At 72.1% G+C, this 26,961-nt stretch carries 27 protein-coding genes; 12 read left to right on the forward strand and 15 right to left on the reverse strand.

Translation table 11 applies throughout. The features are described 5' to 3' along the window. Positions 1-89: 89 nt before the first annotated feature. The 4 genes from CUC05_RS00915 (at position 90) to CUC05_RS00930 (ending at position 4,660) form a co-directional block, all read left to right on the forward strand. The gene (locus tag CUC05_RS00915) at positions 90-1,202 is read left to right on the forward strand and encodes a CpaE/TadZ family protein (RefSeq protein WP_157965061.1); all 1,113 of its coding nucleotides are present in this window, start codon (positions 90-92) and stop codon (positions 1,200-1,202) included. Further along, the gene (locus CUC05_RS24210) at positions 1,199-2,284 is read left to right on the forward strand and encodes a LysM peptidoglycan-binding domain-containing protein (RefSeq protein ID WP_114476288.1); all 1,086 of its coding nucleotides are present in this window, start codon (positions 1,199-1,201) and stop codon (positions 2,282-2,284) included. The genes CUC05_RS00915 and CUC05_RS24210 overlap by 4 nt, the downstream gene beginning before the upstream one ends. A 148-nt stretch (positions 2,285-2,432) precedes the next feature. Beyond that, positions 2,433-3,863: a VldE C-terminal domain-containing protein gene (locus CUC05_RS00925; RefSeq protein WP_157965062.1), complete on the forward strand. Its 1,431-nt coding sequence runs from the start codon at positions 2,433-2,435 to the stop codon at positions 3,861-3,863. After that, the gene (locus CUC05_RS00930; RefSeq protein ID WP_157965063.1) at positions 3,863-4,660 is read left to right on the forward strand and encodes an SPOR domain-containing protein; all 798 of its coding nucleotides are present in this window, start codon (positions 3,863-3,865) and stop codon (positions 4,658-4,660) included. Before CUC05_RS00925 ends, CUC05_RS00930 begins: the two co-directional genes overlap by 1 nt. A 16-nt stretch (positions 4,661-4,676) precedes the next feature. Here the strand turns inward: CUC05_RS00930 and CUC05_RS00935 are convergent, their stop codons facing one another. From CUC05_RS00935 to CUC05_RS00950, 4 genes are read right to left on the reverse strand one after another with little or no spacing between them, the layout of a single operon-like run. Beyond that, complete coding sequence (locus tag CUC05_RS00935; RefSeq protein ID WP_157965064.1) at positions 4,677-5,183, reverse strand: hypothetical protein; 507 nt, start codon at positions 5,181-5,183, stop codon at positions 4,677-4,679. Continuing rightward, positions 5,180-5,785 carry a hypothetical protein gene (locus CUC05_RS00940; RefSeq protein ID WP_108664196.1) on the reverse strand — a complete coding sequence of 202 codons (606 nt, stop codon included), beginning with the start codon at positions 5,783-5,785 and terminating at the stop codon, positions 5,180-5,182. Before CUC05_RS00940 ends, CUC05_RS00935 begins: the two co-directional genes overlap by 4 nt. After that, entirely contained in the window at positions 5,782-6,966 is a 1,185-nt protein-coding gene (locus CUC05_RS00945; protein ID WP_108664197.1) for a WXG100 family type VII secretion target, read from the reverse strand. The genes CUC05_RS00940 and CUC05_RS00945 overlap by 4 nt, the downstream gene beginning before the upstream one ends. A 57-nt stretch (positions 6,967-7,023) precedes the next feature. Next, entirely contained in the window at positions 7,024-7,314 is a 291-nt protein-coding gene (locus tag CUC05_RS00950; RefSeq protein ID WP_108664198.1) for a WXG100 family type VII secretion target, read from the reverse strand. Positions 7,315-7,518: 204 nt separating this feature from the next. Here CUC05_RS00950 and CUC05_RS00955 point away from each other — a divergent pair, with 204 nt between their 5' ends. The 8 genes from CUC05_RS00955 to CUC05_RS00990 are packed head-to-tail and all read left to right on the forward strand — an operon-like array spanning position 7,519 to position 16,320. Beyond that, on the forward strand, positions 7,519-8,196 hold the full coding sequence (locus tag CUC05_RS00955) for an RNA polymerase sigma factor (protein ID WP_157965065.1): 678 nt from the start codon (positions 7,519-7,521) through the stop codon (positions 8,194-8,196). After that, positions 8,193-12,719, forward strand: coding sequence for an FtsK/SpoIIIE domain-containing protein (locus tag CUC05_RS00960; RefSeq protein ID WP_108664200.1), 4,527 nt, complete (start codon positions 8,193-8,195; stop codon positions 12,717-12,719). Before CUC05_RS00955 ends, CUC05_RS00960 begins: the two co-directional genes overlap by 4 nt. 54 nt (positions 12,720-12,773) lie before the next feature. Then, positions 12,774-13,055 (forward strand): WXG100 family type VII secretion target, encoded by a 282-nt coding sequence (locus CUC05_RS00965; protein WP_108664201.1) that lies wholly within the window; start codon positions 12,774-12,776, stop codon positions 13,053-13,055. A gap of 7 nt (positions 13,056-13,062) precedes the next feature. Beyond that, positions 13,063-13,335, forward strand: a complete 273-nt coding sequence (locus CUC05_RS00970) for a hypothetical protein (protein WP_108664202.1) — start codon at positions 13,063-13,065, stop codon at positions 13,333-13,335. 4 nt (positions 13,336-13,339) lie between these two features. After that, positions 13,340-14,011, forward strand: a complete 672-nt coding sequence (locus CUC05_RS00975; protein ID WP_108664203.1) for a vWA domain-containing protein — start codon at positions 13,340-13,342, stop codon at positions 14,009-14,011. Between the two features lie 13 nt (positions 14,012-14,024). Continuing rightward, entirely contained in the window at positions 14,025-15,035 is a 1,011-nt protein-coding gene (locus CUC05_RS00980; protein WP_108664204.1) for a hypothetical protein, read from the forward strand. Next, positions 15,032-15,937, forward strand: a complete 906-nt coding sequence (locus CUC05_RS00985; RefSeq protein WP_157965066.1) for a protein phosphatase 2C domain-containing protein — start codon at positions 15,032-15,034, stop codon at positions 15,935-15,937. The genes CUC05_RS00980 and CUC05_RS00985 overlap by 4 nt, the downstream gene beginning before the upstream one ends. A gap of 26 nt (positions 15,938-15,963) precedes the next feature. Further along, positions 15,964-16,320 (forward strand): bleomycin resistance protein, encoded by a 357-nt coding sequence (locus tag CUC05_RS00990; protein WP_114476289.1) that lies wholly within the window; start codon positions 15,964-15,966, stop codon positions 16,318-16,320. Between the two features lie 142 nt (positions 16,321-16,462). On the opposite strand, the gene CUC05_RS00995 is transcribed toward CUC05_RS00990, so the two are convergent. The 11 genes from CUC05_RS00995 to CUC05_RS01045 form a co-directional block, all read right to left on the reverse strand. Then, entirely contained in the window at positions 16,463-17,602 is a 1,140-nt protein-coding gene (locus CUC05_RS00995; protein ID WP_108664206.1) for an EscU/YscU/HrcU family type III secretion system export apparatus switch protein, read from the reverse strand. 13 nt (positions 17,603-17,615) lie between these two features. After that, entirely contained in the window at positions 17,616-18,377 is a 762-nt protein-coding gene (locus CUC05_RS01000; RefSeq protein WP_108664207.1) for a flagellar biosynthetic protein FliR, read from the reverse strand. 18 nt (positions 18,378-18,395) lie between these two features. Continuing rightward, entirely contained in the window at positions 18,396-18,665 is a 270-nt protein-coding gene (locus tag CUC05_RS01005; RefSeq protein ID WP_108664208.1) for a flagellar biosynthetic protein FliQ, read from the reverse strand. After that, the gene (gene fliP / locus CUC05_RS01010) at positions 18,662-19,480 is read right to left on the reverse strand and encodes a flagellar type III secretion system pore protein FliP (RefSeq protein ID WP_205712063.1); all 819 of its coding nucleotides are present in this window, start codon (positions 19,478-19,480) and stop codon (positions 18,662-18,664) included. The genes CUC05_RS01005 and fliP overlap by 4 nt, the downstream gene beginning before the upstream one ends. A gap of 90 nt (positions 19,481-19,570) precedes the next feature. Continuing rightward, positions 19,571-20,053, reverse strand: coding sequence for a FliO/MopB family protein (locus CUC05_RS01015; RefSeq protein ID WP_108664210.1), 483 nt, complete (start codon positions 20,051-20,053; stop codon positions 19,571-19,573). Between the two features lie 4 nt (positions 20,054-20,057). Continuing rightward, positions 20,058-21,128, reverse strand: a complete 1,071-nt coding sequence (gene fliN / locus CUC05_RS25230; protein WP_205712064.1) for a flagellar motor switch protein FliN — start codon at positions 21,126-21,128, stop codon at positions 20,058-20,060. Then, positions 21,121-22,203, reverse strand: coding sequence for a flagellar motor switch protein FliM (gene fliM, locus CUC05_RS01025; protein WP_108664211.1), 1,083 nt, complete (start codon positions 22,201-22,203; stop codon positions 21,121-21,123). The genes fliN and fliM overlap by 8 nt, the downstream gene beginning before the upstream one ends. Before the next feature lie 111 nt (positions 22,204-22,314). Then, positions 22,315-22,827: a flagellar basal body-associated FliL family protein gene (locus CUC05_RS01030; RefSeq protein WP_157965067.1), complete on the reverse strand. Its 513-nt coding sequence runs from the start codon at positions 22,825-22,827 to the stop codon at positions 22,315-22,317. Positions 22,828-22,829: 2 nt separating this feature from the next. Next, the gene (locus tag CUC05_RS01035; RefSeq protein WP_108664213.1) at positions 22,830-23,111 is read right to left on the reverse strand and encodes a flagellar FlbD family protein; all 282 of its coding nucleotides are present in this window, start codon (positions 23,109-23,111) and stop codon (positions 22,830-22,832) included. A 179-nt stretch (positions 23,112-23,290) separates the two neighbouring features. After that, positions 23,291-24,850: a cell wall-binding repeat-containing protein gene (locus tag CUC05_RS01040; protein ID WP_170127887.1), complete on the reverse strand. Its 1,560-nt coding sequence runs from the start codon at positions 24,848-24,850 to the stop codon at positions 23,291-23,293. 152 nt (positions 24,851-25,002) lie between these two features. After that, on the reverse strand, positions 25,003-26,760 hold the full coding sequence (locus tag CUC05_RS01045; RefSeq protein ID WP_108664215.1) for a cell wall-binding repeat-containing protein: 1,758 nt from the start codon (positions 26,758-26,760) through the stop codon (positions 25,003-25,005). Positions 26,761-26,961: the final 201 nt, after the last annotated feature.

The following is a 26,961-nucleotide window of genomic DNA, read 5'->3' on the forward strand; positions in this document are numbered from 1 at the left end:
ATCCGGCGACCGTCGAGTGCGGTGACCGCATGCTACGGTCCACCGGCGCGCGGCCCCACGAGCGGGGGTCGACCGAGTCGAGGTGGGATGTGGCAGAGGACTTCGAGGCGTACCGGGGCTCGGTCACATCGACGGAGCACGACGGGGAGGGCAGCCGGCCACGTCCCGAGCGCCCCGACCCCGCCGACACGGCCGCGGTCGACGGCCCGCTCTCGTTGGTCGAGGACGAACGGTTGACGCGCCTGCTGGGTGCCGAACGTCCCTCCGAGGAGGCGGCCAAGCGGCTCGCCGACGCAACCGCCCTCGTCCGTGCCGAACCGGCAGCACCACACCGCCGCCGTCCGTGGCGTCGGTCGCATCGCCGGCAGCAGGCGCTGCTCGCCGCCGCCGAGCAGGACGCACGGGCGCTGGTCGGACGGATCGTCCGCCCCTTCGACGGCGCACGACGGGTGGCGGTTGCGTCGACCAAGGGTGGCGTCGGCAAGACGACCGTGACGGTCCTGCTCGGCCACACCCTGGCCAGCCTGCGCGACGACCGGGTGGTGGCCCTGGACGCCAACCCCGACGCGGGGACCCTGGCCCGACGGATCGAGCGCGAGTCCGGCGCCAACGCCGTGGACCTGCTGGACCTCGTGGGGTCGGTACGGGACTACTACGACCTTCGCCACTTCACGTCGCAGGCAGCCAGCCGGCTGGAGGTCATCGCCGCCCCCGAGGACCCGCGCGACACCCGCGGCATCACGCGCGCCGACATGCACGAGCTGCTGGACCGGCTGTCGCTGGACTACACCCTCCTCCTGGCCGACTGCGGCACCGGCGTCACGACGGCCGCCACCCGCGCCATCGTCGAGGCCGTCGACCAGCTCGTGGTCGTGACCGCACCGCGCGTGGACTCCGTGCACTCCGTCACCTACATGCTGCGCTGGCTGGAGGGCGCGGGTCATCCCGACCTCGTGGCCGACGCGGTGGTCGTGGTCAACGGCCTGCGCGAGGACACCGGTGTGGACGTTCATGCGGTGGTCGCCCACTTCGAGCCGATCGTCCGGGCAGTCATCGGCGTACCGTGGGATTCCGACCTCGCGCGTGGGGGAACAACGGATCTCGGTTATCTTCGAGCCTCCACACGGCACGCGATCGCCCAGCTCGCCGCGGCCGTGGCGGATGGATTCGCAGCACCGAGACGACAGGGGCCAGGCGCATGACGGCGTACGAGGACGCGATTCGTCGCGTGATCGACGACGCACGGACGGTCCGCGCCCAGAACCGGGGGGACGAGCCGGTCCGGGCTGCCGCCGCGCGGGGCGCCGCCGCAGCCGCAACCGCGGGCATGCTGACCGTGGCCCCGGCGGTGCCGGCCATCGCCGCCACCCAGCCGGTGGACGCCCCAGCCCAGGACGTCGCCGACGTGCTGGTCCAGGACCTCCTTGGGTCGGCACCCACGACGCTCGTCCCCGAACCGGCCACCGCGACCGCGCCGATCGGCGTCCCACCGTCGACGGGGCCGGTCGTCGTGGCGATCGACGACGTCGGCGAGGTCATCGAGGACACGGTTGGTGACGGCCCGGCTGGTGACGTGGCCGATCAGGTCGGGGAGGTCGTCGATCAGGTCGTGGACGCGATCGAGGACGACGTCGTCGAGGAGGTCGTGGAGGACGTGCTGCCGGGGATCCGCCCGCCCGTCATCGTCCCCCTCGATGGCCGCGACACCGAGCCGCCGCCCCGGCAGACCGACGCCCCCGTCGTCGTCGTGCCGCCGGTGCGCCCCGACACCCCTGCCGGCGGACGGTTCCCGGCACCACCTCCCACCCTGCCCGACCCGGAACCCGATCCGGACGACGGCGTGGACGTGCCGGGACGACCCGCTCCGCCGGTTGTACCGGTGATCGTCGGGTCGGCACCTCCGCCGGCGATCCAGGGCGCCGGGACGACCGACATCACCGAGGACTTCTCCGACCTCGACGACACCGTGACGACCACACCGATCCCGCTCGGTGGGGTGACCACCTACGTCGTCCGGGCCGGCGACAGCCTGTGGTCGATCGCGACCGACCTGCTGGCCGACGCCGAGGACGAGATCACCGTGCTCGACATCGGCCGCGCCGTTGAGGTCATCTACGAGGTCAACCGCGAGCGCATCGGTCCCGACCCCGACCACCTGGCCATCGGGATCGAGCTGGAGATCCCCGAGGACATCGTCGAGCAGGTCGAGTCCGGCGACCCCGGCTCGGACGGCGACGACGCGTCCACCGATGGCCCCACCACAGAGGCCGCCAGCGACGGGTGAGGGAGACCGGCGTCGCTGTCCACAGGTCCGACGGAGGGGGCCCCGGTGATGGCGTATCCTCCGATGACGGGATGAACGGTTGTGTCGCAACGCAGCACTGCGGACGGTCGTCGGGGACGACGGGTACGTCCCGTCGTGGGGTGGGTCGGTGACGACGACGAGCGACGCCGCCGACTGGACGCTGCTCGGCGGGGATCCCGCCCCGGGTGATCCGGCGGCGGTCCGGGCCACGGCCGAACGGCTGCTCCACGCGGCGCTGCAGGCCGTTGCCGCGGAACGGTCGACGGCGATGTTGGCCACCGCCGTCCGGGATGGCTCGTGGCGTGGTGCGGCAGCCACGTCCGTCGCGACGGCGGTGACATCGGTCGGCCCCGAGGTGGCCCTGTTCGTGGATGCCGGACAGGCCGCCGGCCGTGCCCTGCAGGGTTGGGCCAACGTGCTGGAGTCGGTGCAGGCGTCGGCGCTCGACCTGCTGGCCACCGCGACGGCCGCCGAGGCGAACCGGGTCGCTGCAGAGGAGCACCTCGAGGTCCTGCAGGCCGACCGGACGGCACGTGCCAGCGAGCACGACGCGCGGCGGTCGGCCTGGCGGGTCGTCCAGTCGGAGGCCGACACCGCGGTTGCGCTCGGATCCCCCACCGCCGTCGCGTTGCAGGCGGAGGCCGATCGCCTGGCCATCGCCGTGAACGACGCCCTTGCCGCGCTCGCCGTGCTGGACGCCGACATCACCGCCACGACCATCGCCCGGGACGATGCCCGGGCGCGGCTCGACAGCGCCCGCGCCGACGCGGCGGGACTGGCGTTGCGGTTGCGCACCGACGCGACGGCGACGGCAGCGGAGCTCGATCCCGTGCCGCCGTTCACCGGCGGCGCGTTCGGGACCGCCGCAGGCAACGGTGGGGCAGGCGTGGCACCGCCCGGCCGCGCCCCCGCGACGGGTGCCGTTCGTGGTGTCGCCGTCGCCGCGTCCCCGGCCGCGCATCGCCCCGACACACCGGCTGCGTCCCCTTCGCCCCCGGGTGCCCCACAACCGGCTGCCGCGGCACACCCCGACCCGCGCCGTGACGGACCGCCGCCCGTCGCCGCGGAGGACATGGTTCGCGTCGCCTCGGCGCTGGACGCCGTCCGGACGACCGGGGCACCCATCGCCGTGGCGATGCTCTCGCCGACGCTGCAGGAGTTCCAGCGCTTCCGACGCATCGGCCTCCAGGCGGTCACCGCCCGCGGCGCGGCGCTGGCTCGGGCGTTCGGGTTCGAGGGGACCATCGGTGGGCTGGGGTGGCGACCGACGCCGACCGACCACTCCAAGGGCCTCGCGATCGACCTCATGACCTACGACGACGTCGCCACGGGACAGGCGCTGGCGGACTTCTACCGGGCGCACCACGAGGAGCTCGGGGTGACCTACGTCATCTGGAACGGCCAGATCTGCAGCCCCGTGGGGGACTGGGCCTGGCGCCCCTACACCCATCCCGCGGGACGGACCGACCCGACGGCCATGCACCTCGACCACGTCCACGTCTCGTTCGACGGCGACGAGAACGCCTACGCCTGTGCGTGCTTCGGGGTCACCGCCTGATGACGACGGAGCAGACCCCTCCCCTGGGGCTTCCCCTGCCCGAACGGGAGGAGATCGTGCCGCTCGTCATCGAACGGGGGAGCGGCTGGAAGTGGGTGGCCATCGGCGCGTTGGCCATCGCGCTGGGCCTGGGAGTGGCGTTCGCCCTGGCGACGTTCGGCGGCGACGAGGAACCCGCGGAGCTCGTCCTCGTGCCGCAGGTGACGGACTTCGGCTGGCAGGACGCGCGCAGCATCCTCGAGGACGCCGGCTTCGTCCCCGTCCACGAGGGGGTCGTCCGTTCCGAAGGGGTGGACGGGACCGTGTTCGAGCAGGACCCCCCGGCCAACAGCCGCGCCGAGTCCGGCGGGTTCGTGGAGATCTACTACACCATTCGCCCTCCGACCGACGAGGACGGTGCAGCCGCAGCCGGGCCACCGGAGACCACCACCGCAGCTGTCGAGTCGCCCGTTCCGGATCCCGGTGACGCCTCGGCCACGGAGACGACACCGTCGCCCGCGCCGTCGGTGGCCCCGTCCGGTGGCCGGGCGCTGGACCCGCCGTGGATCGCGATCGTGCAGAGTCCCGACAACGAGGACGACGCACGTCGGCTGTACGAGGAACGGTACGCCGCGGACTACCCCGACGGTGGCTACCTGTACTCCTCCGACTTCGGCCAGATGCGCGACGGCTTCTGGGTGGTCTACGTGGGACAGTTCGACAGCCAGGCCGACGCACAGGCGTTCTGCAGCAGCGAGTTCGGCGCACCGTCGCCAGGTCGACAACCCGACTGCTACGTGCGCACCACCGCCGGCTGACCGGCAGCCCACCGGTTCAGGCGACGAGCTCCGCCGAGGCCGCCACCAGGTGGAACAGCCGGACGAACTCGTCGGCCAGGGTCACGTTGGGGGTGCGGCCGACCAGCACGAGGTGGTGACCCATGGAGAGGTCGAGGCGATGGGTCACCACCAGGATCGGATGGCCGTCGCGCATGGCCACGACCACCGACATCGTTCCCCGACAGTACGGGAGCACGACGTCCTGATCGGGTGAGACCGCGTGCGCATCGGCGGGGATGCCGGGGTCGGCCAGCAGCACGCTGTGGGTGGCGAGGATCCCGTGCTCGGCCAGCGGGGCCGGCGACCACGTCGTCGAGGCAGCACCGGCCGCTCGGTCGTCCTCGAGCAGCCGGGCGAGGGGTGGGGCTGTCGCTCGCAGGAGGGTGCGGTCCGTCCATGCTGGCGGGTCGGGTTCGCGGGCAGGCAGCCATCCATCGGGGAGCTCCACGACCCAGTCCGACCCGGTGGCCGCGGATCGGGACGCCGATGTCATGCCGCTCACGACGACACCGGATCGGGGGCCGGCGGCGCGTCGGGCACGCCGTCGATCGCCAGTGTGGCGGCGATCGCGGCGAACACCGGGCCGAGCTGTTCGTGGTCGCCGACGTGGGGGGAGCGGAAGTCCGCGATCAGCAGCGCCCCGTCCACGGGGACGACGAACCGGTCGACCAGCAGCTGGACAACCAGGCCGTCCCGACCCCGGAACGTCGCCACACCCCGCTGGCGAACACCGGTCCCGACGGGCAGCTCCACGACGGAGGGCGACCCGATGGGACGCACGAACTCGGCGTGTCCTCCTCCGGTGTCCAGCATGGCCGCGCGCAGCATCGTCGGACTCGGCCGCGGGGCCTGTACCCCGGTCCGACGCAAGGACACGGACAGGTCGACGACGAGGGTGGTTCCGTCGGGCAGCTGCTGGCGGCACGACGCCGCGAGCACGACGCCGGCCCTGACGGCTCGATCGTGCCCACGCTGTCGCAGCACTGCTCGGACTGCGTCCGTGCCCCGTGACCACGCGATCGGGTCGGTCGGGTCCACGGTCGTCCAGCCGTCGGGCAGCGCCACCGTCACCGTGCGCACGGATCCGGTGGTCGATCCGGTCATCGCTGTGCCTCCGTGTCGAAGGTCCCGACCACCGTGACGCCCCCGCTCAGCTCGAGGGCCGTGGCGACCCGCGTGACGACTGGGCCGGCCAGCGCCTGCAGGTCCAGCAAGTCCAGCCAGGCGGGGGCGAGGGCCGCAGGACCTGCCTCGACGGCAGCGAACCAGTCGACGTACCGCAGCGGACGGGGGATCTCGACGGTCGTGACCTGCAGCCCTGCCACGAGGTCCACCGGCACCGTCGCCACCGCTGGCACGGTCGGGATCAGGTCGACCACCCCCGCCAGCACGGGCAGGGCTGCAGGCGGAGTCGCTGCCGGTCCGTCGGCGGTGACCAGGTGCAGGACGTCGCCGAGGGTCGTCGTCCCTGCGGCACGGTCGAGGGCGGCGTCGGTCCGTGCCGGTCCGATGACCGCAGCGCCCATGACGTCCTCCAGGGCGCCATGCAGGCCGAGCACCACATCCGACCAGCTGTCGGCCACGATCCCCGCGATCTCGGTGCCGGGGTCGAGCGTGTCGGCGTCGCCGTCGGCGTCGGTCCCCATGACGGCTGCCACCAGTCCGGGGCCGCCGAGGTGGGCCAGCATGGCCGTCAGCAGGTCATCGCCGGGGCCGGGCTGTTGCGGTGTGCGGTCGTCGAGGACGCGTGTCGCCGACGTGGCCAGCTCGGCGTGCTCGGTTCGCAGCTCGGCCGCTCGGGCACGGGCCGCCTTCAGATCGCGCAACGCCTCACCGACTGCGGCGTCGTGGTGCAGCTCGAGCTGGCCCTGCTGGTAGGCCTCGGCACGGGCCTCGTTGGCCGCAGCCCACGCGGCGTGGGCCGCCTCGGCGTCGACGAGCGTCCGGAGCCCCTCCCTCCTGAGCTCGCGAAGCGACTCGCCCCACCTGGTGAGCGCCTTGCTCGCCGCGTCCAGCGCCATCCGTGCGGTCAGGACCCGGGCGGGCAGCGCGGAGAACCGCTCCGCGAACGCGGCGGCGGTCGGGCCGCCCCATCCGCTGTCCCCGACGTCGAGGCCGAGCTGCTGCAGCTGGTCGTAGAGGTCCTCCGCCGTGTCTGCCCGCACGCCCATCGCGGACGCAACGTCGACGATCGCCTCCGGGGAGCCGGGGGTCGGGCAGCCACCGATCAGGTCCCAGCGGCTGTCGACGTCGCTGATCCCGGGGCGGTGGAGGGGAGGGGGCATGGGTGGTGTGATCCCGGGGACGGGCGGTGTGCCGCCCGGATTCAGCGGGGGAGTTGGCTAGGAAAGGACGCTGGCGGCGTTGCGGGCATCCCAGTCGGCGATCAGGTCGCCGCGCTCCTGGAGCCAGCGGCCGAGGGTGTCCAGGGCGGTCGTCAACTCCTCGGCAGCGCTGTTCCACTCCTCGTAGCGGGTCTGGAAGGCCGCGGCGGTCTCGCCGGTGAAGGAGTCGTTCAACGACGACAGCTGCGACCGGCAGGACGCGATCTCCTCCTGGGCGACGACGGCGGCCTGGCCGACACGGCCGGCCATGCGGGTGATCTCCTCGTGGTTCGCGCGGATGACGCTCATGGGTGGTCCCCTTCGATGTCGTGGGTCGAGGCCGAGGGATCGGCCGGTGACTGCATGTCCGTCCCTACCGATCACGGGCCCACGACTCCTCCCTCGCCGTGAACCTTTTTTGCGGGAGGAGGTTGTCCACACCGTCCGGTACCGCCGGTCCGGCAGCTCGTTTACGCTCTGTCGACATCGGGTGGACGGACGAGAGGGTGTGGGGTGCAGGGGGCACGGCGGGGCTCGGCGGCCGACGGCGGGTCGCCGGTCGAGGCTCGCGACGGCGCGCCGTCGGACCAGGCCCTCGTCAGGGCCGTCCGGGACGGCGACGAGGACGCGTTCGCCCTGCTGTACGCCCGCTACGAGCCGGTCGCCCGCCGGTCGGCTCGTCGCGCGGCCAGACGGCACCCGCAGCTCGACGTGGAGGAGGTCACCAACCTCGCGATCACCCGCCTGTGGCAGGTCCTGGACCGCTTCGACGACGAGCGGGACTTCGCACCGTGGGCCGCCGTGGTCCTCTCCCATGCCGTGCGCAGCGCGGCCGAACGCACCCGCTCGGCGACCTCGCGGATGAACTGGGGTGCGATGCTCGCCGGCGCGACGGAGGACGAGCGGGATCGCCTTTCGGAGCTGCCCGGGCGGGGTGGAGCGGGCAGCGACGGGCTGGAGTCGGTGTTGCTGGACGAGCAGGAACGTGTCGTGGCCGCCGTGCTGCAGGAGGTACTTTCCCCGCGTGAAGCGAAGGTGGTGCGACTGCGTCTGGCTGGGTGGACCTACTCCGAGATCGCCGATCGACTCGAGCTGGACACCAAGGCCGTGGACAACGCACTGCGTCGTGGGATGGCACGGCTGCGCGAGGCCTTCTCCGACGGCCGCGTCGAGGCGGTGATGTCGCCGTGAGCGCTCGGGACGACGAGGTCGTCAACCAGCTCGTCCGCGGCAGCGATGGTCGCTGGACGCTGGCCGAGGCCCCGTCCAGCGGAGCCCCTGCGGACCGGGACGCTGGAATCGCCGACGTCGAGGCGCCCACGTCGGCTGGCGCCGCCGAGCCGCCGACCCGGGGTGGTCCGTCCGAGGGTGGTCCGTCCGAGGATGGTCCGTCCGGTGCCGGCCCGCTCGACACCGGCCCGATGGTTCGTCGCCTGCTCGTCCGGGCCGGTGGAACCGATCGCCACGTCGTGGTGCTCGGCGACTCCGGCCAGTCGACCGATCAGCTGGTTGCCGAGCTCGAACGCATCGCGCCGGGCACCCCGTTGATCGACGGGGCAGCCCTCCCCAGCGGGACCATGGTCGAGTCCCTCGGCCTGCGCGACGGGCAGGTCGTCACCGTCGACACCGAGGACCAGGCGCGGGACGACCAGCGATCACCCCACGAACACCGCGCGCCCCTGGAGGGGCCGGTGCTGCGGATCGTCGGCGGCCCCGACGCCGGTCGCACCATCCCCATCCGCGTCGGGCAGATGACCATCGGCCGGGCCGCCGGCAACAGCATCGTCCTCGACGACCCCAACGCGTCGCGCAGTCACTGCGTGATCCACCGGGACCGCGACGGGGTCGTGGTCATCGACGTCGGCAGCGCCAACGGCACACGGGTCGAGGGGGTGCCCGAGCCGCAGTCGCGGCTGCACCCCGGCGACCTGCTGCGCCTCGGCGACAGCCTCCTCGAGCTCGGTGACGGCAGCGATGTCGAGACCGTCGTGCTCGAGCGCGGGCACGACAGCCTCGGCATCCACCGCCGTTTCCGGGCCGGCGTCGACGACCCGCCCAGCCGGATCAGGTACCCGCAGAAGCGCGACCCCGGCGAGCCGCAGCCGCTCAACCTCCTGATGGCGATCCTGCCCGCCGGCGGCATCGCGGCCATGGCGTTCCTGTTCGGGCGCCCCGAGATGCTGATCTTCGCGGCCATGTCGCCGATGCTGGCCATCGGCCGGAACATCTCCGCCAAGCGCAACCATCGCGACAAGGTGCTGCAGGCGGAGGTCGACCATCGCGAGGCGGTGGCGCGCTTCTCCGCCGACTTCGAGGCCATGCGTGCCGCCGAACGACGTCACCGTCGGCACGCCCTGCCCGACCCGGCTCGCATCGTGGAAGCCGCCACCCGGCCCACCACCGAGCTGTGGAACCGCCGCTGCACCGACGTCGACGCGCTCACCGTGCGCGTCGGGTCGGCCTTCGCACCCTCCGACATCGAGGTCGAGGGTGCACCCGAACGGGAGGCCAGCGAGCCGCAGCCATGGCTGCCCGTCGGCGTGTCCCTCGTGGAGTCCGGTGGGCTGGCGCTGGTGGGCGACCTCCCACGGGTGCGGGCGCTGGCCCGATCCCTCGTCCTGCAGGCCGCGGTCCTGCACGCGCCGTCGGAGCTGCGGATCGTGTTCCTCGGTGGCTACGACGCGTCGGGGGACTGGACCTGGCTGCGATGGCTGCCGCACGTCCGCAGGGGACCGCTCGAACCGTCCCTGCTGCTCGGCACCGACGCCAGCTCCCGCGCCGCCCGGGTTGAGGAGCTCCGGCGGATCCTGACCGAGCGGCGCGAAGCCGCGGAGGACCGTCGCAGCGTGTTCGCCCCACGCATCCTGCTGGTCTGCGACGACGCATCCGCGCGGCTGGGCGAAGGCATCGCCGAGCTCGTCCGTGACGGCGGTCCGCTGGGCATCCACGCCCTGTGCCTGGACACCCTGCAGGTGCCCGAGGGCTGCGACGCCTCCGTGGTACTGGGCGAACGCGTCGACGCCGCACGGGTGGAACGCAAGGGCCGAGCACCGGTGCGGGGGGTCATCACCGACGCCCTCGACGTCGACCGCTGCGAGGAGGTCAGCCGGGCACTCGCCCCCGTCCGGGTCATCGGCGAGGAGGACGACGACGGCCTGCCCACGTCGTGCCGGCTGCTGAGCACCCTCGGACTGCAACCCACCGCCGCCCACGTCCGTGCCCGCTGGCGAGCGGTGTCGCCGAGCAGCCGAGCCGTCATCGGCGTCGGTCCCGAACGGCCGATCGCGCTCGACCTGACCCGCGACGGTCCCCACGCGCTGGTGGCGGGCACGACCGGCGCGGGCAAGAGCGAGTTCATCAAGACCCTGGTCGCGTCGTTGGCGCTGGAGAACCACCCCGACCACCTGTCGTTCCTCTTCATCGACTTCAAGGGCGGGGGTGACTACCGGACACTCGTCCGGCTGCCGCATGCCGTTGCGCTGGCCACCAACCTCGACGACCCCGCGGCGTTCGACCGGACGCTGGCGTTGCTGGAGGCCGAGATGGGCCGCCGAGTCGGGCTCCTCCAGGCTGCCGGTACCACCTCCATGGAGGGCTACATGGCCGTCCCGGGTGGACCGCCGACGCCGATGCCGCGCCTCGTCGTGGTGGCCGACGAGTTCGCCGAGCTGAAGGACAAGGCCCCCCAGCAGCTGGACCGGTTGGTGTCGGTCGCCCGCACCGGTCGGTCGGTCGGCGTGCACCTGCTGCTGGCCACACAGCGTCCCGGCGGCGTCGTGACCAGCCAGATCGACGCCAACGTCGGCCTCCGCGTGTGCTTCCGGGTGACCGACGAGCAGGAGAGCAAGGAGGTCATCGGCTCGCCGTTGGCCGGCAGGATCGCCGAGCGGCACCGTGGGCGCTGTGTCTTCCGCTCCGCCGCCACGCCGTTGACGGAGGTGCAGACCGCCCGCGTCGCCGGTGCCAGGCCCGGGGCAGTGTCGGCAGCTCCAGTGCGGGCGGTGGAGCTGGACTGGGAGCGCCTCGGCCGGCCCTTCCCCAAGGGTCCGGAGGCCGGCGAGGTGCCCGACGCCGACACCGACCTGCACGACGTCGTCGAGGCGGTCCGTGCCGCGGCCACCGCGGAGGGCTGGACCCACAGCGCCATCCCGTGGCCCGCCGAGCTGCCCGACCAGCTGCCCCTGTCGGGCCTGCCCGATGACCCCGCCGCCCTGCCCGACGCCATCCCGGTCGGCCTGGTCGACGTTCCGTCGACGCAACGCCAGGAGGTGCAGCACATCCGGCTCGGCGGCGGCCACGTCGTCATCGCCGGCAGCGCCCGCACCGGCCGGAGCACGGCCCTGCGCACCTTCCTCGCCGGGGTCGTGGGTCGGTTCGGCCCCGACGACCTCCGGATCGCCGCGCTGGACTTCGGCGGGGGTGCACTGCTGCCGCTGCAGCAGCTGCCCCACTGCACGGGCTTGTCGATGGAGGACCTCGTCGAGGCCGAGGACATCGTGGCGTCCCTCGAACGGGAGCTGGCCCGGCGTCGCGACCTGTTCGCCGAGCACGGCTGGCCCGACCTGCCGGCGCAGCGAGCGCAGTCCGACACGCCGTTGCCGTGGCTGCTCCTGGCGATCGAGGGGTGGGACAACCTGGCCGAGGAGGGCATGCGCCAGTCGTTGCACACCCGGGTCGCACAGCTGCTGGCGCGCGGCACCCCGCAGGGCCTCCAGGTCGTCATGACCGGTGACCGCGGCACCACCCATTCCACCATCGCCCGCCACCTGACCCATCGCTTCAGCCTGCGGTTCAACCGCAGCGTCGACGCCGAGCTGCAGGGCATCATGGCGCGCGACCTCCCCCGCTACCAGCCGCCCGGTCGCGCGGTGGAGATCCGCACGACCCGCCTGCTGCAGTTCGCCGAGCTCGACGATCCCGACCGGGTCGGGCAGGCCGTGGCGTTCCAGCGAGCGCTCGCTGCCGTCGTGGCCGTCCTGGGCGCCGACACCGGACAGCGGCTGGGCCTGGGGACCGAACCACCGTCGACCATGCCCGACGCCATGGACATGGCGGCGACCGGTCCACCCGCCGGGCTGACGTTCCCGCTGCTGCTGGGCATGGGGGAGGACCCCCGGGAACCGGTGTGGGCGGACCTCGAGGACTCCGGCGGGCTCCTCTTCGTGGTCGGCCCGCCCGGGACCGGCCGCTCGACGACGCTGCACGCCATGGCGGTGGCCGCACACCATCTGGGCATCGACGTGGCGGTTGCCGGTCCCGACACCTCCCCGCTGACCACCGATCCGACGGTCCCCGGGCAACGCGTCTCCCTCGCCGACCACGAGACCCTGGTGCCGCGAGCCGGCCGACGCCTGCTCGTGCTGGTCGATGACCTCGACCTGCTGGAGGACTCACGGGTCCTGCAGCAGTCGCTGGGGTCGCCCGTGACCGGCCGCGGTGTCGTGGTGACGGCCGACAACGCCTGGATGAAGGCTCGCTTCTCCGGCCTGGCCGCAGCGGTCCGTCGACCGCGCCGGGGCATGATCCTCAGCCCGCCCTCGACGGCCAACGGCGTGGAGATGTTCGCCGCCTCCCTCGACCCGGCCCTGATCGCCCCGCCGACCCCCGGGCGGGCGGTCGCCAACCTCGGTGGCACCCACATCCTCCTGCGCGTTCCCCGACCCCCGGGAGAAAGTTCGGGTGAGGGGGAGGAACTCGGCGGCGCCGATCGGTAGAGGCCGGTACACGCCAGCCGCACCCCGCGGCCCCGACGCACACAGGAGATCCCGATGACGCAGTTCTTCGTCGCCCCGGACGAGCTTCGCGGCCACGCTGGCCAGCTCGACACCTACGCGGTGTCCACCCAGCAGGGCTTCGACTCCCTCCGCAGCGAGCTGGCCGACATCGAGGCCTACTTCACCGGCCTGGCCTCGACCGCCTTCCAGGGGCACATGGAGGAGTGGCAGACCTCCGCCCGTGCGCTGACCACCGCGTTGGCATCCCTCGGCGAGTTCCTCAACAGCGAGGCCGCGTCCGCCGAGGAGCTCGACGCCCAGCTCGCAGCCGGCTGACCGACCCATGTCCGAAACCGTCGTCGATCCGGCACACCTGCGTGCCCTGGCGGGTCGAGCCGAGGGCCTGTCCAGCGAGGTCGGCGGCCTGGGGTCGCTGGTCGAGGAGCTCCCACCCGCTGCCGCCGGCGACCCGGGCCTGGCTGCCGCGGTCGGGGCCTTCGTCCGGGCATGGCGTGCCCGGGCCGTCGAGATGGAGGCCGAGCTGACCGACGCGGGGGAGTTCCTGCGGACCTTCGCCGACGCGGCCGAGCAGATGGACGCCTCGCTGTCAGAATGACCCGATGACCACCAGCGGGCAGAACCTCCTGCCGTTCTACCTCGTCCTCGACGTGTCCTCCTCGATGGTGGGCGAGGGCATGCAGGCGATCAACACCGCCCTCCCCGGGCTGCTCGACGAGATCTCCACGAACCTCATCGTCGCCGACAAGACCCGGTTCTGCCTGATCACCTTCGCCAGCGAGGCCCAGGTGGCCCTGCCGTTGTGCGACCTGTCGGAGGTGCAGGCCATGCCGGTGCTCGTCCCCACGGGGCTGACGAACTACCACAAGGTCTTCCGGTTGCTCCGCAACACCATCGCGGCCGACGTCGAACGGCTGAAGGCGGCCGGGGCGGCCGTCTACCGTCCAACCGTCTTCTTCCTCACCGACGGAAATCCCAACAGCGACGACTGGGTCGACACGTACCGGGACCTGGTCTCCGACACGTTCCCCTACCGGCCCAACATCATGGCGTTCGGGGTCGGCAACGTCTCCACGACCATCCTCGGCCAGGTCGCCACCAGCAAGGCGTTCCTCGCCATCGACGATCCCGGTGCGGCCCTGACGGAGTTCGCCAGCACCCTGACCAAGAGCATCGTCAAGTCGGGCGAGGCCGCCGACGGTCGGGTGCAGGTCCCGGTCGAGCCCGGTCCGGGGTTCCGTGAGGTCGACGTCATCGACATCGACCAGATCTAGGACCGCCCCAGCCGTGACCGCGACCACCACTCCCCGACGCCTGCTGCTGCGGGACCTCGTCGTCGCCGACGAGATCGGCGACGGTGGAGAGGGCACCGTGCACGACCTCGTACCGACCCGTGGGGTGCCGGCCGGCGCGGTCCTCAAGCGGTACCAGCGGACCGTCCCGCCCGACCGGGCGGATCAGCTGGACGCACTCGTCGCGCTCCGGGCCCAGCTGCGGCTCGGCATGGCGCCCTACGCCTGGCCCGAGGCCACGGTCGTGGACGACGGCCAGCTCGTGGGCGTGCTGATGCCCCGGGCACCCAGCGAGTTCTGGGTCGAGGTCACCTTGCGCTCGGGCGGCCGGCAACGTCGCCTCCGGGAGGTCCAGTACCTGCTGTTCCCCGCAGAGAAGCTGGCCCGGCTGGGCATCGCGTTCCCCGCGCTGCCCGAGCGGTTGGAGCTGCTGGCGGCGCTGGCAGCCGCCGTCGGTCGGCTGCACGACCTCGGCCTGGTCTACGGCGACCTGTCGGCTCGCAACGTCCTGTACGCCACCGACGGACCGATCGGCGTGTTCCTGCTGGACTGCGACGGGATCGTGGAGGAGGGGGCGCGCTACGTCGTGGATTCCCCCGACTGGACCGACCCGGCCGGTCCCGAGGTCGCCATGCCCGCCACCGACGTCCACAAGCTCGGGCTGCTTGCCGCCCGGGTGCTCGCGGTCAACCCGACAACCCGGACGCTGCCTGGTGGCGGCGGCACGCCGGCCGCGATCGCTGACGTGCTGACGGCGGCGCTGGATCCCTCGCCCGCCGCCCGGCCCGACCTGATCGAGCTGCAGCAGGCGTTGGACCGGATTGCGCCCGGCCCAGCCGAACGGGCCGCCGACCTGCCTCGCTGGGCGCTGCGTCCGCCGACCGGTGAGCTGGTCCTGCTGTCGATCCCCGAACGACAGGACGAGGACCGGGGTCGTGCCGGGTGGGGCTCGCGTCCGCGCCGGTTCGGCCGTCGTGCCGGTGGCGCCGGTCGGGGGCGGTCGTGACGATCGTGGACCGCCCCGGCGAGCCGACCACGTTCGGGCAGCCCCAGCGGGCCGCCGGCGTCGAGGCGCAGCTGCTCCGTGGTGACGGGGTGCACGCGGCGGACACCATCATCGACCACGGTGCCTTCGGCAGCCTCGTCGTCCGTGCCGCCTCCGTGCGCGGGACGTACGCCCGCTACGAGTCCGGACCGCGGGAGGACGACTACACGATGGGTGCGGCGGCGAACGGGCGCTGGTTGGTCGTGGCCCTTGCCGACGGGGTGACGTCGGCGTCGGCCAGCCACCTCGCGGCCACGCTGGCGGTCCGCACGGCCGTGCAGCAGGTACAGCGGCAGCTCGACGAGTACGCCATGGGCGAGGTCGACCTGCACGGGGTCTTCCAGAGCGCCGCCTACCAGCTGCGTCGAAGCGCCGAACCGCTGCTGGACGCCGAGGGCCTCGACTGCACCGCCGACCACATCGCGGGACTGTTCGCGACAACCCTGCTGGTGGCGATCATCCCGGCTGACGGGACCGGCCGTCGGGTGCGGCTGGCCCGGGTCGGCGACTCCAACGCCTGGACCCTGGACGACGACGGGTGGACCCCGCTGCTGGCGCCCAAGGTCGGCGGTGCGCCGTTGGCCAGCAGCACCGTCCGAGCGCTGCCCCGGCTGCCCGACACCCTCGACGTGGTCGAGCGCGACATCGCCCCCGGGCAGACGATGGTCCTGGCCAGCGACGGTGTGACCGACCCGTTCGGCACGACCTTCGACGGCGACGTGGCCCGTTGCCTCGCACGGGCGTGGCATCCCGAGCTGCCTGCCCCGCTGGAGTTCGCCCGGCAGCTGTCGTTCCGCGGCCAGTCCTGGGACGACGACCGGACGGCCGTCGCCGTCACGGGCATCGGGTCGCCGTCCCGCTGACGCCCGCAGGGGAGTAGGGTCGCTGCGTGATCGGCCGCTCGCTGGGACGCATCGTCCCGCACATGATCCTGCCCGTCGCCGACATGGCCGAGGCGACGGCGTTCTACCGCGGACTCGGCTTCGAGGTCGAGGCGGACAGCGACACCTACGCCTGGGTGCGCCATCGGGACGAGGAGATCCTCCACCTCGACCTCGTGCCGGATCTCGACCCGGACGCCAACCCGGTGACGGGCTACCTGCACGTCCGCGACGCCGACCGGTGGCATCGCCTGTGGGCGGATCAGCCGACCCTGACGCCCGTCGTCGACCAGCCGTGGGACATGCGCGAGTTCACCCTGACCGACCCCTCCGGCAACACCCTCCGCATCGGCCACAACCGCTGAGGTGTGTCGCCGAACGACGGTGGGTGGCCGCTTCGACGACACGCCCGCCGTGGTCCAGCCGGCCTACCCAAGGGGTGTGTCGCCGAACGACGGTGGGTGGCCGCTTCGACGACACACCCGCGGCGCTGTCGATGGAGCCCCGTCAGGGGGTGAGGGCGGGGCGGCGGTCGGGACGCTGGAGGTCGACCAGCCCCTCGTGGGCGCTGGCGAAGGGGGAGGTGTGGACGCCCGCCGCCCGGCCCTTTCGACGGAGGGCGTAGACGAACGCCAGGACTCGGGCGACGGCCTCGTACAGCTCGACGGGGATGTGCTCGCCGACCTCGACCACCCGGTAGACCGTGCGGGCCAGCGGCACGTCGCGGACGACGGGGATCTCGTGCTCGCCGGCGAGGTCGCGGATGCGGGCGGCGATGGCGCCGGAGCCCTTGGCCAGCACCTTCGGGGCACCCGACGACGGGTCGTACTTCAGCGCCACGGCGATGTGGGTGGGGTTGACCAGCACGACGTCGGCGCTCGGGACCTCCGCCATCATCCGGTTGCGGCTCATCGCCATCTGCCGGGCGCGGATCTGCCCCTTCACCTGCGGGTCGCCCTCCTGCTGCTTGTGCTCCTGCTTCAGGTCCTGCTTGCTCATCTTGGTCTGCTTGTCGACCTGCTTCTTGGACTGCCAGTAGTCCGCCGCGGCGATCACGAGGCCGACGATGGCGGTGTTGCGCAGGAACGAGATCGCGACGTCGGCCACGACGCCGCCGATGGCCCCCACCGTCATGGCGTCCTGGGTGAAGACGGTCGTGTAGGCGTCACGGATCGGCCCGATGCCCATGATCACGATGATCGCCAGCTTGCTGAGGTTCTTGACGGAGTCCCAGACCAGCTTCATGCCGAAGAGGTTCTTGAAGCCCTTCAGCGGGTTGAGGCGCTTCACGTCGGGCTTCATCTTCTTCGGCGCCCAGCCGATCTGGCTGACCTGCCCGAGGACGCCGATGACCATCGCCATCAGCACCAGGGGGGCCAGGACCAGCGTGCCGCGGAACAACGCGTCGCCGAGGAAGCCGAGCATCGCCCCCTCGCCGCCGGCCAGGACGTCGCCCATGCCGGTGAACATGCGCTCGCCCTGCTCCATCCCGGCCCGCATCGTGTGGGGCACGAGGTAGGTGAAGGCGAGGATCGACAACCATGCCGGCAGGTCGTTGGTGCGGGCGATCTGGCCTTCCCGCCGCGCCTCCTTCTTGCGTTTCGGGGTCGGCTTCTCGGTCTTCTCACCGTTGGAGTCGTTGGCCATGCCTCACCTCCTCCTACGACCGCGCCAGGCGGACCATGTCGCTGACGCCGTTGTCGACCAGCGAGGACACCGCACCGGGCAGCAACGGCAGGGCGATGGCGATCAGGACGAGGGCCATCAGGATCTTCAGCGGCATGACCGCCAGGAAGACGTTCATCTGCGGGGCCGCACGGGCCACCAGCCCCTGTCCCAGCTCCAGCAGGAACGTGACGGCCAGCAGGGGGGCGGCGATCTCGACGGCGGCGACGACGAAGTGCAGGAAGTTGCCGATGACCAACGACTGCACCGACGCCATCTCGATCCCCCCGACGCCGACCGCCTCGAAGGACTCGAGGAAGCCGCGGACCAGCAGGACGTGCCCGCCGATGGCGAACAGCAGCGTGGTGGCGAACACCTGGTAGATCCGGCCGAAGCCGCTGGCCTGGGAGTTCGAGAGCGGGTCGAAGGACGGCTGGACGGCGATGCCGCCGAAGACGTCGATCATCTCGCCGGCGGACTGCACGGCGGCGAACAGCAGCTTGACCAGGAACCCCAGCGTCACGCCGAGGCCGATCTGAAACGCCCCGGCCGCGATCAGCGGGCCGACCTCGATCGGCACCCGGGACTCGGCCATGTGCGGCCCGGCGACCAGCCCCAGCGACATGGCCAGTCCGGCCTTGACCCGCTGGGGGATCAGCCGCGAGTCGAACGGCGGCGAGACCATCAGGAACGCCGCAGCCCGGATCGAGGCCAGCAGGAAGCCCGTCAGCAGGTACGGGGCGATCGAGAGGGTCATCGGGGAGAAGTGGCCCGGTCAGCCCAGCAACGACGGGATGGACTCGAAGAGCACCCGCGTGAAGGTCACGATCTCGTTGAGCATCCAGTTGCCGCCCACCGCAAAGACGAAGGCGATGCCGACGAACTTCGGCACGAAGGTCAGCGTGACCTCCTGGATCTGGGTGACCGACTGCATCAGGCCGACGAACAGCCCGATGGCGAGGGCCATGACCAGGATGGGGGCGGCGACCTTGGTGGCCACCCACATGGCCTGGATCCCGATCTCGAGTACGGCGACGTCGTTCATGTGGCGAAGGACTCCAGGAGCGAGCGGATGACCAGCGTCCAGCCGTCGACGAGGACGAACAGGAGCAGCTTGAAGGGCAGGGAGACCAGGACCGGCGGGAGCATCATCATGCCCATGCTCATCAGGGTGCTGGCGGTGATCAGGTCCACGATGAGGAACGGGACGAAGATGACGAACGCGATGATGAAGGCGGCCTTGAGCTCGGAGAGGATGAACGCCGGGATCAGCGTCGTCATCGGGATGTCCTCGGGCGTGTCGGGCCGCACGTCACCGGAGGCGTCGACGAACATCGCCAGCTCCTCCTCGCCGACCTGACCCATCATGAAGGTGCGGATCGGCTTCTGGGCCAGCTCCAGCGCCTCGGTGGTCTCCATCTCCTGGTTGAGCAGCGGCTGCAGCGCCGTCTCGTTGATCTCGGTGAACGTCGGGGTCATTGTGAAGATGGAGAGGAACAACGCCAGGCCGACGACCACCTGGGTGGGTGGGACCGACGGCAGGCCGATGGCGTTGCGCGTCACCGACAGCACGATCACGATCCGCGTGAAGCTGGTCAGCATGATCAGCAACGACGGGGCGAGCGCCATCACTGTCAGCAGGAGGATGACGACCAGGCTCTGGGAGGGCTCCTGGACGGCGTCGCCGAGGTCGAGCTCGAACGCCACACCCGTGTCGTCGCCGAGGGTCGGCGAGGACGGGACGTTGGCGGCCAGGCCGGTCACGGGGCTGACCGGGGCGATCCGGTCGGGGACCAGCGCGGGGTCGATGCCCTGGGCGGTGGCGGACGGGGCGAACAGCACCAGCAGGGTGCTGACCAAGAGCAACAGCAGAACTGCGTTGCGTAGTGTGAACTGGCGGGGGTGAACAGGGGTGTGCACAGCGGCGGCTCCAGCCGACGCCGGGAGAGGTCAGCGCCTGACGGTCTTCTCCCGAAGCGTCTCGAGGGCGTCCGTCCATGCGGTCAGGGCAGAGGACGCCGTGGCGTCCTCGGCAGGCACCGGCGCGATCCGTGCGCGGGTGCTGGTGACGTCGAGCGGGGTGATGCGCTCGTCGTCGGTGGTGGTCTCGGAGGTGTCGGCGGGGTCCAGGTCGAGGTCGACCAGGCTGTCGCGGGGTTCGATGCCGGAGTGCAGCAGGGTCACCTGATGGTCGGTGATGCCCAGCACGAGCTCACGGCCGGCTGCGCGGACGACCGCGACGTGCGCGGTCTTGGTCAGCGGCTGGAGGGTCTGCACGTCGATGGGGGTCCGGCGTTCCTTGCCGCGGCCGTTGATGCCCATGCCGCCCGCCGTCCGGCGGAGGATGCGCGCAGCCAGCAGCATCAGCGCGATCACGACCGTCATGGAGACGGCGAGTCGCACCAGCAGGCTGATCACGGAGACGTCGGTCATCGCGTCACTGCGCCATCGGAAAGGGAGAGGCCTGCTCGACGGCACCGAGGATCTCGGTGATGCGGATGCCGAACTCCTCGTCGATGACGACGACCTCGCCGCGGGCGATCAGGGTGCCGTTGACGACCACGTCGACGGGGCTGCCGGCGGCGCGGTCGAGCTCGACGATCGATCCGGGCGTCAGGTTGAGCACGTCGCGCACGGTCAGCTGGGTCCGGCCGAGCTCGGCGGTCACGCCCATCTCGACGTCGCCGAGCAGCGACATCGACGACTGGCCCTGCCCGGGGAGGGCGCTGAGCTGGTCGAAGGAGGAGAAGTCGGCAGGGTGTGCCTGACCGGTGGGGGCGTCCATGGGTCCTCGTCCGGGCACGCGGCCCTGTCCTCGGGCGGCCGCGGTCACGATTCCGGGAACGGGCTGCGGCTGGTCGTGGTGTGGGGCTGGCATCCGGCCGGACTGCAGGCCGGCAGCGGGCTGGGGGATCGCGGCGCCCTGACCGGTGATCGGTGCGGGCTGGTCGGTCGGCAGCGAGCCGCCGTCGACGTCGTCCTCGGTGTCCAGCACCGGGTCCTCGTCGCCGGGGTAGGGGGCGAGGTCACCCATCGGCAGGTCCTCGGGGACCGGGCCCATCAGGGTGTCGGTGAGCTCCAGGCGAAGGCCGATGGTCGCGCGATGGACCCCGGCGTCATCGAGGACGAGGCTGACCGGTTCGCCCGTCGGGCCCTCGAACGCGCCGGCCGCGTCGACCTCGACCCCTTCGCCGAGCATCGGCGGGATGCCACCGAAGGCCATGGCCAGGTCGATGGCGGCCGCTTCGACGCGGGCCGTCATGACGTCGACGAGCGGGCCCTCCGCCGATAGCATCGCCGCAGCGTCAGCGGAGATCGCCACGACCAGGTGGCCGTCGTCGGTGCCGAGCGTCCAGCGGAAGGCCGACCCACCGTCGGGGACGGTGTGCTCGGCGTCCTCGCCACCGATCCGCAGGTCCTGCGGGTCGAGGGTGTAGGCAGCGGGCAGGCGTCCGCCGATGCGACGGACGACGGCGTCGACGGTCGCCTCGAGCAGCGTCTCACTCATGGGTCTGGTCCTCGTGAAGGGTCGGGACGGTGTGGGCCGGAGGGTTGGTGTTCTGGGCGGCCGGGCCGGGTGCCAGGGTGCCGACGGCGGCCTCGATCCCGGTCGGCTGTCCGGCGGCGGCCTGCTCGGCGACCAGCTCCTCGGTGGGTGGCAGGACCATCGCGGCGAGGCGACGTCCCTGCTTTCCGGGGGTGGCCGAGAAGCACGGGACGCCACCGACGGCGATCGTCAGCGGGGCGTCCACGCGGTGGCGCAGCGGCAGGACGTCGCCGGTGCGCAGGCCGACGATCTCGCTGCCGCTCAGGCGCACGGTGTTGAAGTGGACGGCCACGTCGACCGGTGCATCGTGCAGGTGGTCGTGCAGCAGCGACTGGTTGCGCTGGCGTTCGGCCACGTCGCTGGCGGTCGACTTCTTGGACTCCGTGAAGGCCTCCAGCGCCGGCTGCAGCATCTGGAAGGGGAAGCAGAGGGTCGCCTCCCAGCTGGCGTCCCCGATGCCGACGGCGTAGGTGGCGACCACGACCATGTCGGACAGGCCGACCACCTGGGCGAACTGCGGGTTGGACTCCTGGCTGGCGATCCGGGTCTCGACGTCCATGAAGGACTCGAAGGCGTAGGTCAGCTCGCGGAGGATGCGGTCGAGCAGGCCGCGGAGCAGGCCGATCTCGATCTCCGACAGCGGCCGCTGGGGGTGCTCACCGCCGCCGGGGCCGCCGAGCAGGCGCTCGACGATCTCCATCGCGGCGGCCAGGGGCAGGTGGAAGATGCCCTGTCCCGGCAGCGGGTCGACCTCGAGGATCGCCAGGAACGTCGGGTTGGACATCGGCGAGATGTATTCGTCGTAGGTCCGCTGCTCGATGGACGTGACCTGGATGGGGGCCAGGGTGCGCAGGGTGCTCGACAGGATGGTCGAGAACTGCCGGGCGAACGTCTCGTGGACCAGCTGGAGGGCACGGACGTGGTCGCGGCTGACCTTGTTCGGGCGCCGGAAGTCGTAGGGGGCGACCTTGCGCTCCCTCGGCGTTCCAGTGCGGTCGACCTCGATGACGGTCGACACGTCTGCGGTTCCGGGCATGCTCACGCCTACCCGATCGGCAGCACCCCCTGGCACCTGAGGGGATCGCGCCACTCGATATCGCGGAGGGTGATCAGCTGGTCACCGACTCCTGTGGGACGCCGGAGGGCGTCACTGCATCACGAACTCGGTGTAGTAGACCCGGACGATCGACTCGCCGTAGATCTCCGACAGGCGGGTCAGCAGCTGCTCCTTGGTGACGTCCCGGGCGTCGGGCCCCAGCAGGTCGGCGTAGGTGTAGTCGCCGAACAGGTCGATGATGACGTCGTAGATCGGGGCGCTCGGGGGTTCCTCGACGGTGTCGGGGCCGAGCTCGACGGCAACCCCGAGCTTCAGGAAGTGCGAGCCCTCCCCGACGAGGTTCAGCGTGATGGGGTCCATCTCGATCACGGTGCCCAGGACCATCGGCGTCGGCGTCGGCTCCGGTGCGGGGCCCGCAGCCGCTGCGGCACCGCTGCCGCCCCCGATCACCCCGCCGGCCATCGCGCCGCCGGCCAGCACCGCCACGGCGACGATGATCGCCGGCAGCATGCCGCCCTTCTTCTTGCCGCCCCCTGCCTCGGGTGCGTCGGCGGTCGCCGCGGCCGTCGCCTCGGCGTCGTCCTTCTTCTTCTTGCGGGCCACGATCACTCACCTCCCGATCGGGTGACGAGCCGCAGGCCGGGGGCGGGTGCGCTGTCGAGTCCCGGACCGGCAGGAGCCGGCTGGACCTCCATCTGCTGGGCGAGCGCGACGACGCTGGCCCGGAAGTGACGCACGAGGGCCACGACCTGGTCCACGTCCTCGATGACGACGTGCTTGGTGCCGTCCACGAGTGACACGACCGTGTCCGGAGTCGCTTCGATGCGCTCCATGAGGTCGGGGTTCAACGCGAAGCGTTGCCCGCTGAGTCGGGTGAGAGTTATCACGGCACCGTCCCTGGTGGCCTTGGGCTGTCTACGGATGTCTGGACCACGGCAGCCCGATCCGTGGGCGCCGTGTACATACAGTGATCGGTCACGAGGGGGGTCGGTTTAGCAGAACGCCCCCAACGCTGTGCGAAGGGGGCGAACTGAGGGTGATGTCGCGCGTCTGCGCGGCGGTGGGGTCAACCGAGGGCGGATGCCGCGGTGGCCTCCACCGTGTAGCTCGTGGCGGCGACGCCGCCGTACATCACGACGCGGTCCACCGGGGTGACCTCGCTGAGGTACGTGGACGCGCTGTCGGGCAGGACGTCGGGCCAGCTGAGCAGCAGGGGGATGCCTGCGCGCCCGGCGTGGGCACCACCGGCCAGGCCGTCGGGGAAGTTGGTCCCGCTGGCGATGGCGATGCCGGAGGGATTGTCGTAGCGCTCGCGGGCGACGGCGACGGCGGTCTCGAAGGAGCTGGAGCCCGACAGCTGGACGTTGGCGTCGGGCACGGCCTGCACCGCGTTCTGGCCGACCGCGATGACCTCGGCGTCGGGGTGCTCGGCCAGGTAGTCGGTCGCGGTCTGGTCCAGCTGCGTGCCGTTGGACAGCACCTGGACGCCGTCTTCCTCCGCAGCCAGCGCGCCGCCCACCAGGGCGTCGGCGAAGCCGTTGCCGTCGGCCACGACGATCACCGACGGGTCCTCGACGGCCGCGCGCGCGACCTCGACGGACGTGGCGTAGCGCGTGTCACCGGCCGCACGGGTGACCTCGTAGCCCAGCTCGACCAGCCGGTCGGCCACGGTGTCGGCGATCGCCGCGGTGCCACCGGACAGCAGCACCCGGCCGCCGTCGGGCAGGACCCGCTGGATCTCGGCCTCCACGGACGTGGGCAGGGAGTCGCGTGCGGTCAGGAGCAGCGGACCGTTGACGGCCACGGCCAGCGGCGCACCGGCGAGGGCATCGGGCGAGGCGTCGGCGCGGGCCAGGACCACCGCGTCGGCGGTGCCCTCCTCGAAGTCGTCCTGGCTGATGACGATGGCCGTCTCGACGCGAGCCGGACCGGACAGGCGGTCAACGGGCGTCTCGGCGTCAGCGGCGGTGGTGACGGGGCCGTTGTAGTCGGGGAACGCGGGGACCTCGTCGTAGAACCCGGCGCTGGGGTCGTCGAGCTGGGCGTCGTGGAAGGCGTACATGGCCAGCTGGATGCTGGACACATTGTCGATGCACCGAGCCGGCAGGGTCAGCGTGTAGCGCAGCCCGTCGAACGCCCCTGGCTGGGCGCAGGGTGCCTGCGGACCGTCGCCGTCGGGATCGTAAGCGGTCCGGTCGTTGCCCTTGTAGACGCGAACCTCGGGGAAGGCCCCGGCGGGCTGGTCCTGGAAGCGGGCCATGTTGACGGTGTAGTCCCGGTCGGTGTTCTCCGGGTCCTCGCCCATGACGTCGATCTCGACCCCGAGCGACGTCGCGGTGTCGTCCCAGTCAACGTTGCCCGCTGGATCGTGGGGGGCGGCCACGCGGAAGGTCATCTGGAGACGGTCGGCGTTGAGGTCGGCGCAGACCGCGAGGATGTCGATCTCCGGCACGGTGTCGAGCCGCTCGTCGGCCTCGGTGTTGTTGGCGTCGACGTCGCCGGCGTCGTCGGCCCAGCAGCGGGACTCGGCGGCAGCGGGCGTCGCGACCAGCACGGTGGCCACCAGCGCGAGCAGCAGTGCGACCGCCAGTGCGGAGGGCGCGAGACGGATGGAGGGGGAGGGCATGGAGGATGGCTCCTGGTACGGCACGTGTCGGGGACCGGGACTGCGGGTTGTACCCACTTCGATCCGGCTTCCATCCTCAGACGTTCGCCGGACCCTGTTCATCGCGGCCGATGCTAGACCGATCCGCCGGCGTTGATGAAATAACGGTCTAGCTACTCGCGTCGTGCCGGACGGCACTCGGCGGTCCGCTGGTCGACCGGGTCCGTCCCGCAGCCCGACAGCTGGGCCGCCACGCCGTCCCGCAGGGCCGCCGGACCACCGATGACGAAGCCGGGATCGATGCGGTTCGGGAGCGCCCGGAGCCATGCCCGGGTCGGTCCGGGAAGGGAGTCGGGCCAGCTGAACAGCAGGGGCACCCCGTAGCGGCCGGCGAGGGCTGCACCGCCCAGGGCGTCGGGGAAGTCAACGCCGCTGGTGACCACCACGGAGGTCGGCACGGCCGGAGCGGCGATACCGGGCAGCGGCTCGGTGCCCTCGGCGGTCGCCACCGGGGTGGGTGTCGGCCTGCCGTCCACGTAGCGGTCGGCGACCAGCAGGGAGGTGGCGAACACGTCGTCGTCCGGCGCGACGAGCTGGTCCTCCGGGGCGACGGACAGTCCCGCGGCCTGTGCGGCCTGCGTGGCGGCGTGGCCGATGGTGACGATCTGTCGGCCCGGGCGGTCGGTCCGCACGTACCCCGGATGGGTGTGGTGCAACGACGGCTGGCCCTGCTCGTCGCGCGTCGTCAGCAGCAGCACGGCGTGCCCGGCCGGGCCACCGTCGGGGCCGGTCGGAAGGGCGTTGGCCTGGGCGGCGTAGGCGGCGCCGAGCAGCGCGTGCTCGAAGCGGCTGCCGTCGACGAGGACGATGCGCGTGGGGTCGCGGTCGATCTCCAGGGCCACGGCCAGTGACGTCGACTCGCGGGACAGGCCGGCCAGGCGTCGCGCCGTGTAGCCGGCGGCGGTCAGGTCGTCGGCCACGGAGCTGTGCAGGACGGCGTCCCCTCCCACCAGGTACACCGTCGACCCCGGGGCCAGCACGCGGTCGATCTCGGCCAGGACGTCCCCGGCCAGCTGACCCGGTCCGGGGCTGCCGACGAGCAGGACGGGCCCGCCGACGTGGGTTGCCAGCGGTGCGGCCGCCAGCGCATCGGGGCTGGACACGGGGGCGGTGCCGTCCGCGGTGGGCGGACGGCCGGTGGCGAGGACGACGGCTCCGGCGCTGTCCTCCGCGGGGAACGCCTGCTGGCTGACCGCGATGGCCGTCTCGATCCGTGTGCGCCCGTCGACGCGGATCACCCCGGCGTGCGGGACCTCGTCGGGGCGCGGTGCGGTGTCCACCGTGCCCCCGTAGAGCTCGGTCGCCGACGGCATCTCGTCCAGCGTGGAGTTGCTGCCTGCCTCGGCGAAGATCAGGAAGGTGCCGACACGGACCGCGGAGGGGGCGGCGCCGTCGGGGGTGGGCAGGCAGTCGGCGGTGGCGAGGGTCAGGTCGAACGTGGGCAGCCGGTCCGTGGGAAGGCCGTCGGCCGGGAACACGTCTCCGCACACGACCTCTCCGTCATCGGCGCGCTGCACGGTCCAGGCGGGTTCGCCCGCGGCGCGTCCGATGACGACGTCGTACTCGTGGGTGCCCTCCCCACCGGGCGCAGGCGGGTCCACGTCGACCTGGAAGACCAGCGCGGATCGTCCCGGTTCCCATGCCGGGTGGGTGGCCACGTCGGTGGCCCCGCCGAGCCGGGCATGCAGCACCAGCGTGCCGGGGGAATGGGTCACGCACATCGCGCGCAGGTCGCCGTTGGGGTTCGTGGCCGTGTTCCCGGTGACGAGGTCCACCAGGTCGCCGTCGGCGTCGGCCAGGCACTCCTCGCTGGCGGACGCCGGCAGCGCCGTCAGCACGGCCGCGACGAGGGCGACGGCGACGACGGTCACCCCCCGGACACGACGACGCGGTGACCGACTGCTGCACACGAACATCTGGCTGACCCCTTGGACCGGCGGACCCTCCCCCGGAAACGGACCATCCCCGCCCGGTGGGACCGAGCAGGGATGGTACGACAGCGTGCGCCGTGGGGGGCCGGTGGCGGCACCCCGGGTCCGGCTGGATCAGCGAGGTGCCCTCGGTGACCCGGG

The organism is Euzebya rosea (assembly GCF_003073135.1).
Taxonomy (GTDB): domain Bacteria; phylum Actinomycetota; class Nitriliruptoria; order Euzebyales; family Euzebyaceae; genus Euzebya; species Euzebya rosea.

Coding starts and splice junctions, on each gene's coding strand:
- CUC05_RS24210 (WP_114476288.1), top strand. CDS start 1,199: ATGACGGCGTACGAGGACGCGATTCGTCGCGTGATCGACGACGCACGG.
- CUC05_RS00930 (WP_157965063.1), top strand. CDS start 3,863: ATGACGACGGAGCAGACCCCTCCCCTGGGGCTTCCCCTGCCCGAACGG.
- CUC05_RS00940 (WP_108664196.1), bottom strand. CDS start 5,785: ATGACCGGATCGACCACCGGATCCGTGCGCACGGTGACGGTGGCGCTG.
- CUC05_RS00945 (WP_108664197.1), bottom strand. CDS start 6,966: ATGCCCCCTCCCCTCCACCGCCCCGGGATCAGCGACGTCGACAGCCGC.
- CUC05_RS00950 (WP_108664198.1), bottom strand. CDS start 7,314: ATGAGCGTCATCCGCGCGAACCACGAGGAGATCACCCGCATGGCCGGC.
- CUC05_RS00965 (WP_108664201.1), top strand. CDS start 12,774: ATGACGCAGTTCTTCGTCGCCCCGGACGAGCTTCGCGGCCACGCTGGC.
- CUC05_RS00970 (WP_108664202.1), top strand. CDS start 13,063: ATGTCCGAAACCGTCGTCGATCCGGCACACCTGCGTGCCCTGGCGGGT.
- CUC05_RS00975 (WP_108664203.1), top strand. CDS start 13,340: ATGACCACCAGCGGGCAGAACCTCCTGCCGTTCTACCTCGTCCTCGAC.
- CUC05_RS00995 (WP_108664206.1), bottom strand. CDS start 17,602: ATGGCCAACGACTCCAACGGTGAGAAGACCGAGAAGCCGACCCCGAAA.
- CUC05_RS01000 (WP_108664207.1), bottom strand. CDS start 18,377: ATGACCCTCTCGATCGCCCCGTACCTGCTGACGGGCTTCCTGCTGGCC.
- CUC05_RS01005 (WP_108664208.1), bottom strand. CDS start 18,665: ATGAACGACGTCGCCGTACTCGAGATCGGGATCCAGGCCATGTGGGTG.
- CUC05_RS01015 (WP_108664210.1), bottom strand. CDS start 20,053: ATGACCGACGTCTCCGTGATCAGCCTGCTGGTGCGACTCGCCGTCTCC.
- fliN (WP_205712064.1), bottom strand. CDS start 21,128: ATGAGTGAGACGCTGCTCGAGGCGACCGTCGACGCCGTCGTCCGTCGC.
- fliM (WP_108664211.1), bottom strand. CDS start 22,203: ATGCCCGGAACCGCAGACGTGTCGACCGTCATCGAGGTCGACCGCACT.
- CUC05_RS01040 (WP_170127887.1), bottom strand. CDS start 24,850: ATGCCCTCCCCCTCCATCCGTCTCGCGCCCTCCGCACTGGCGGTCGCA.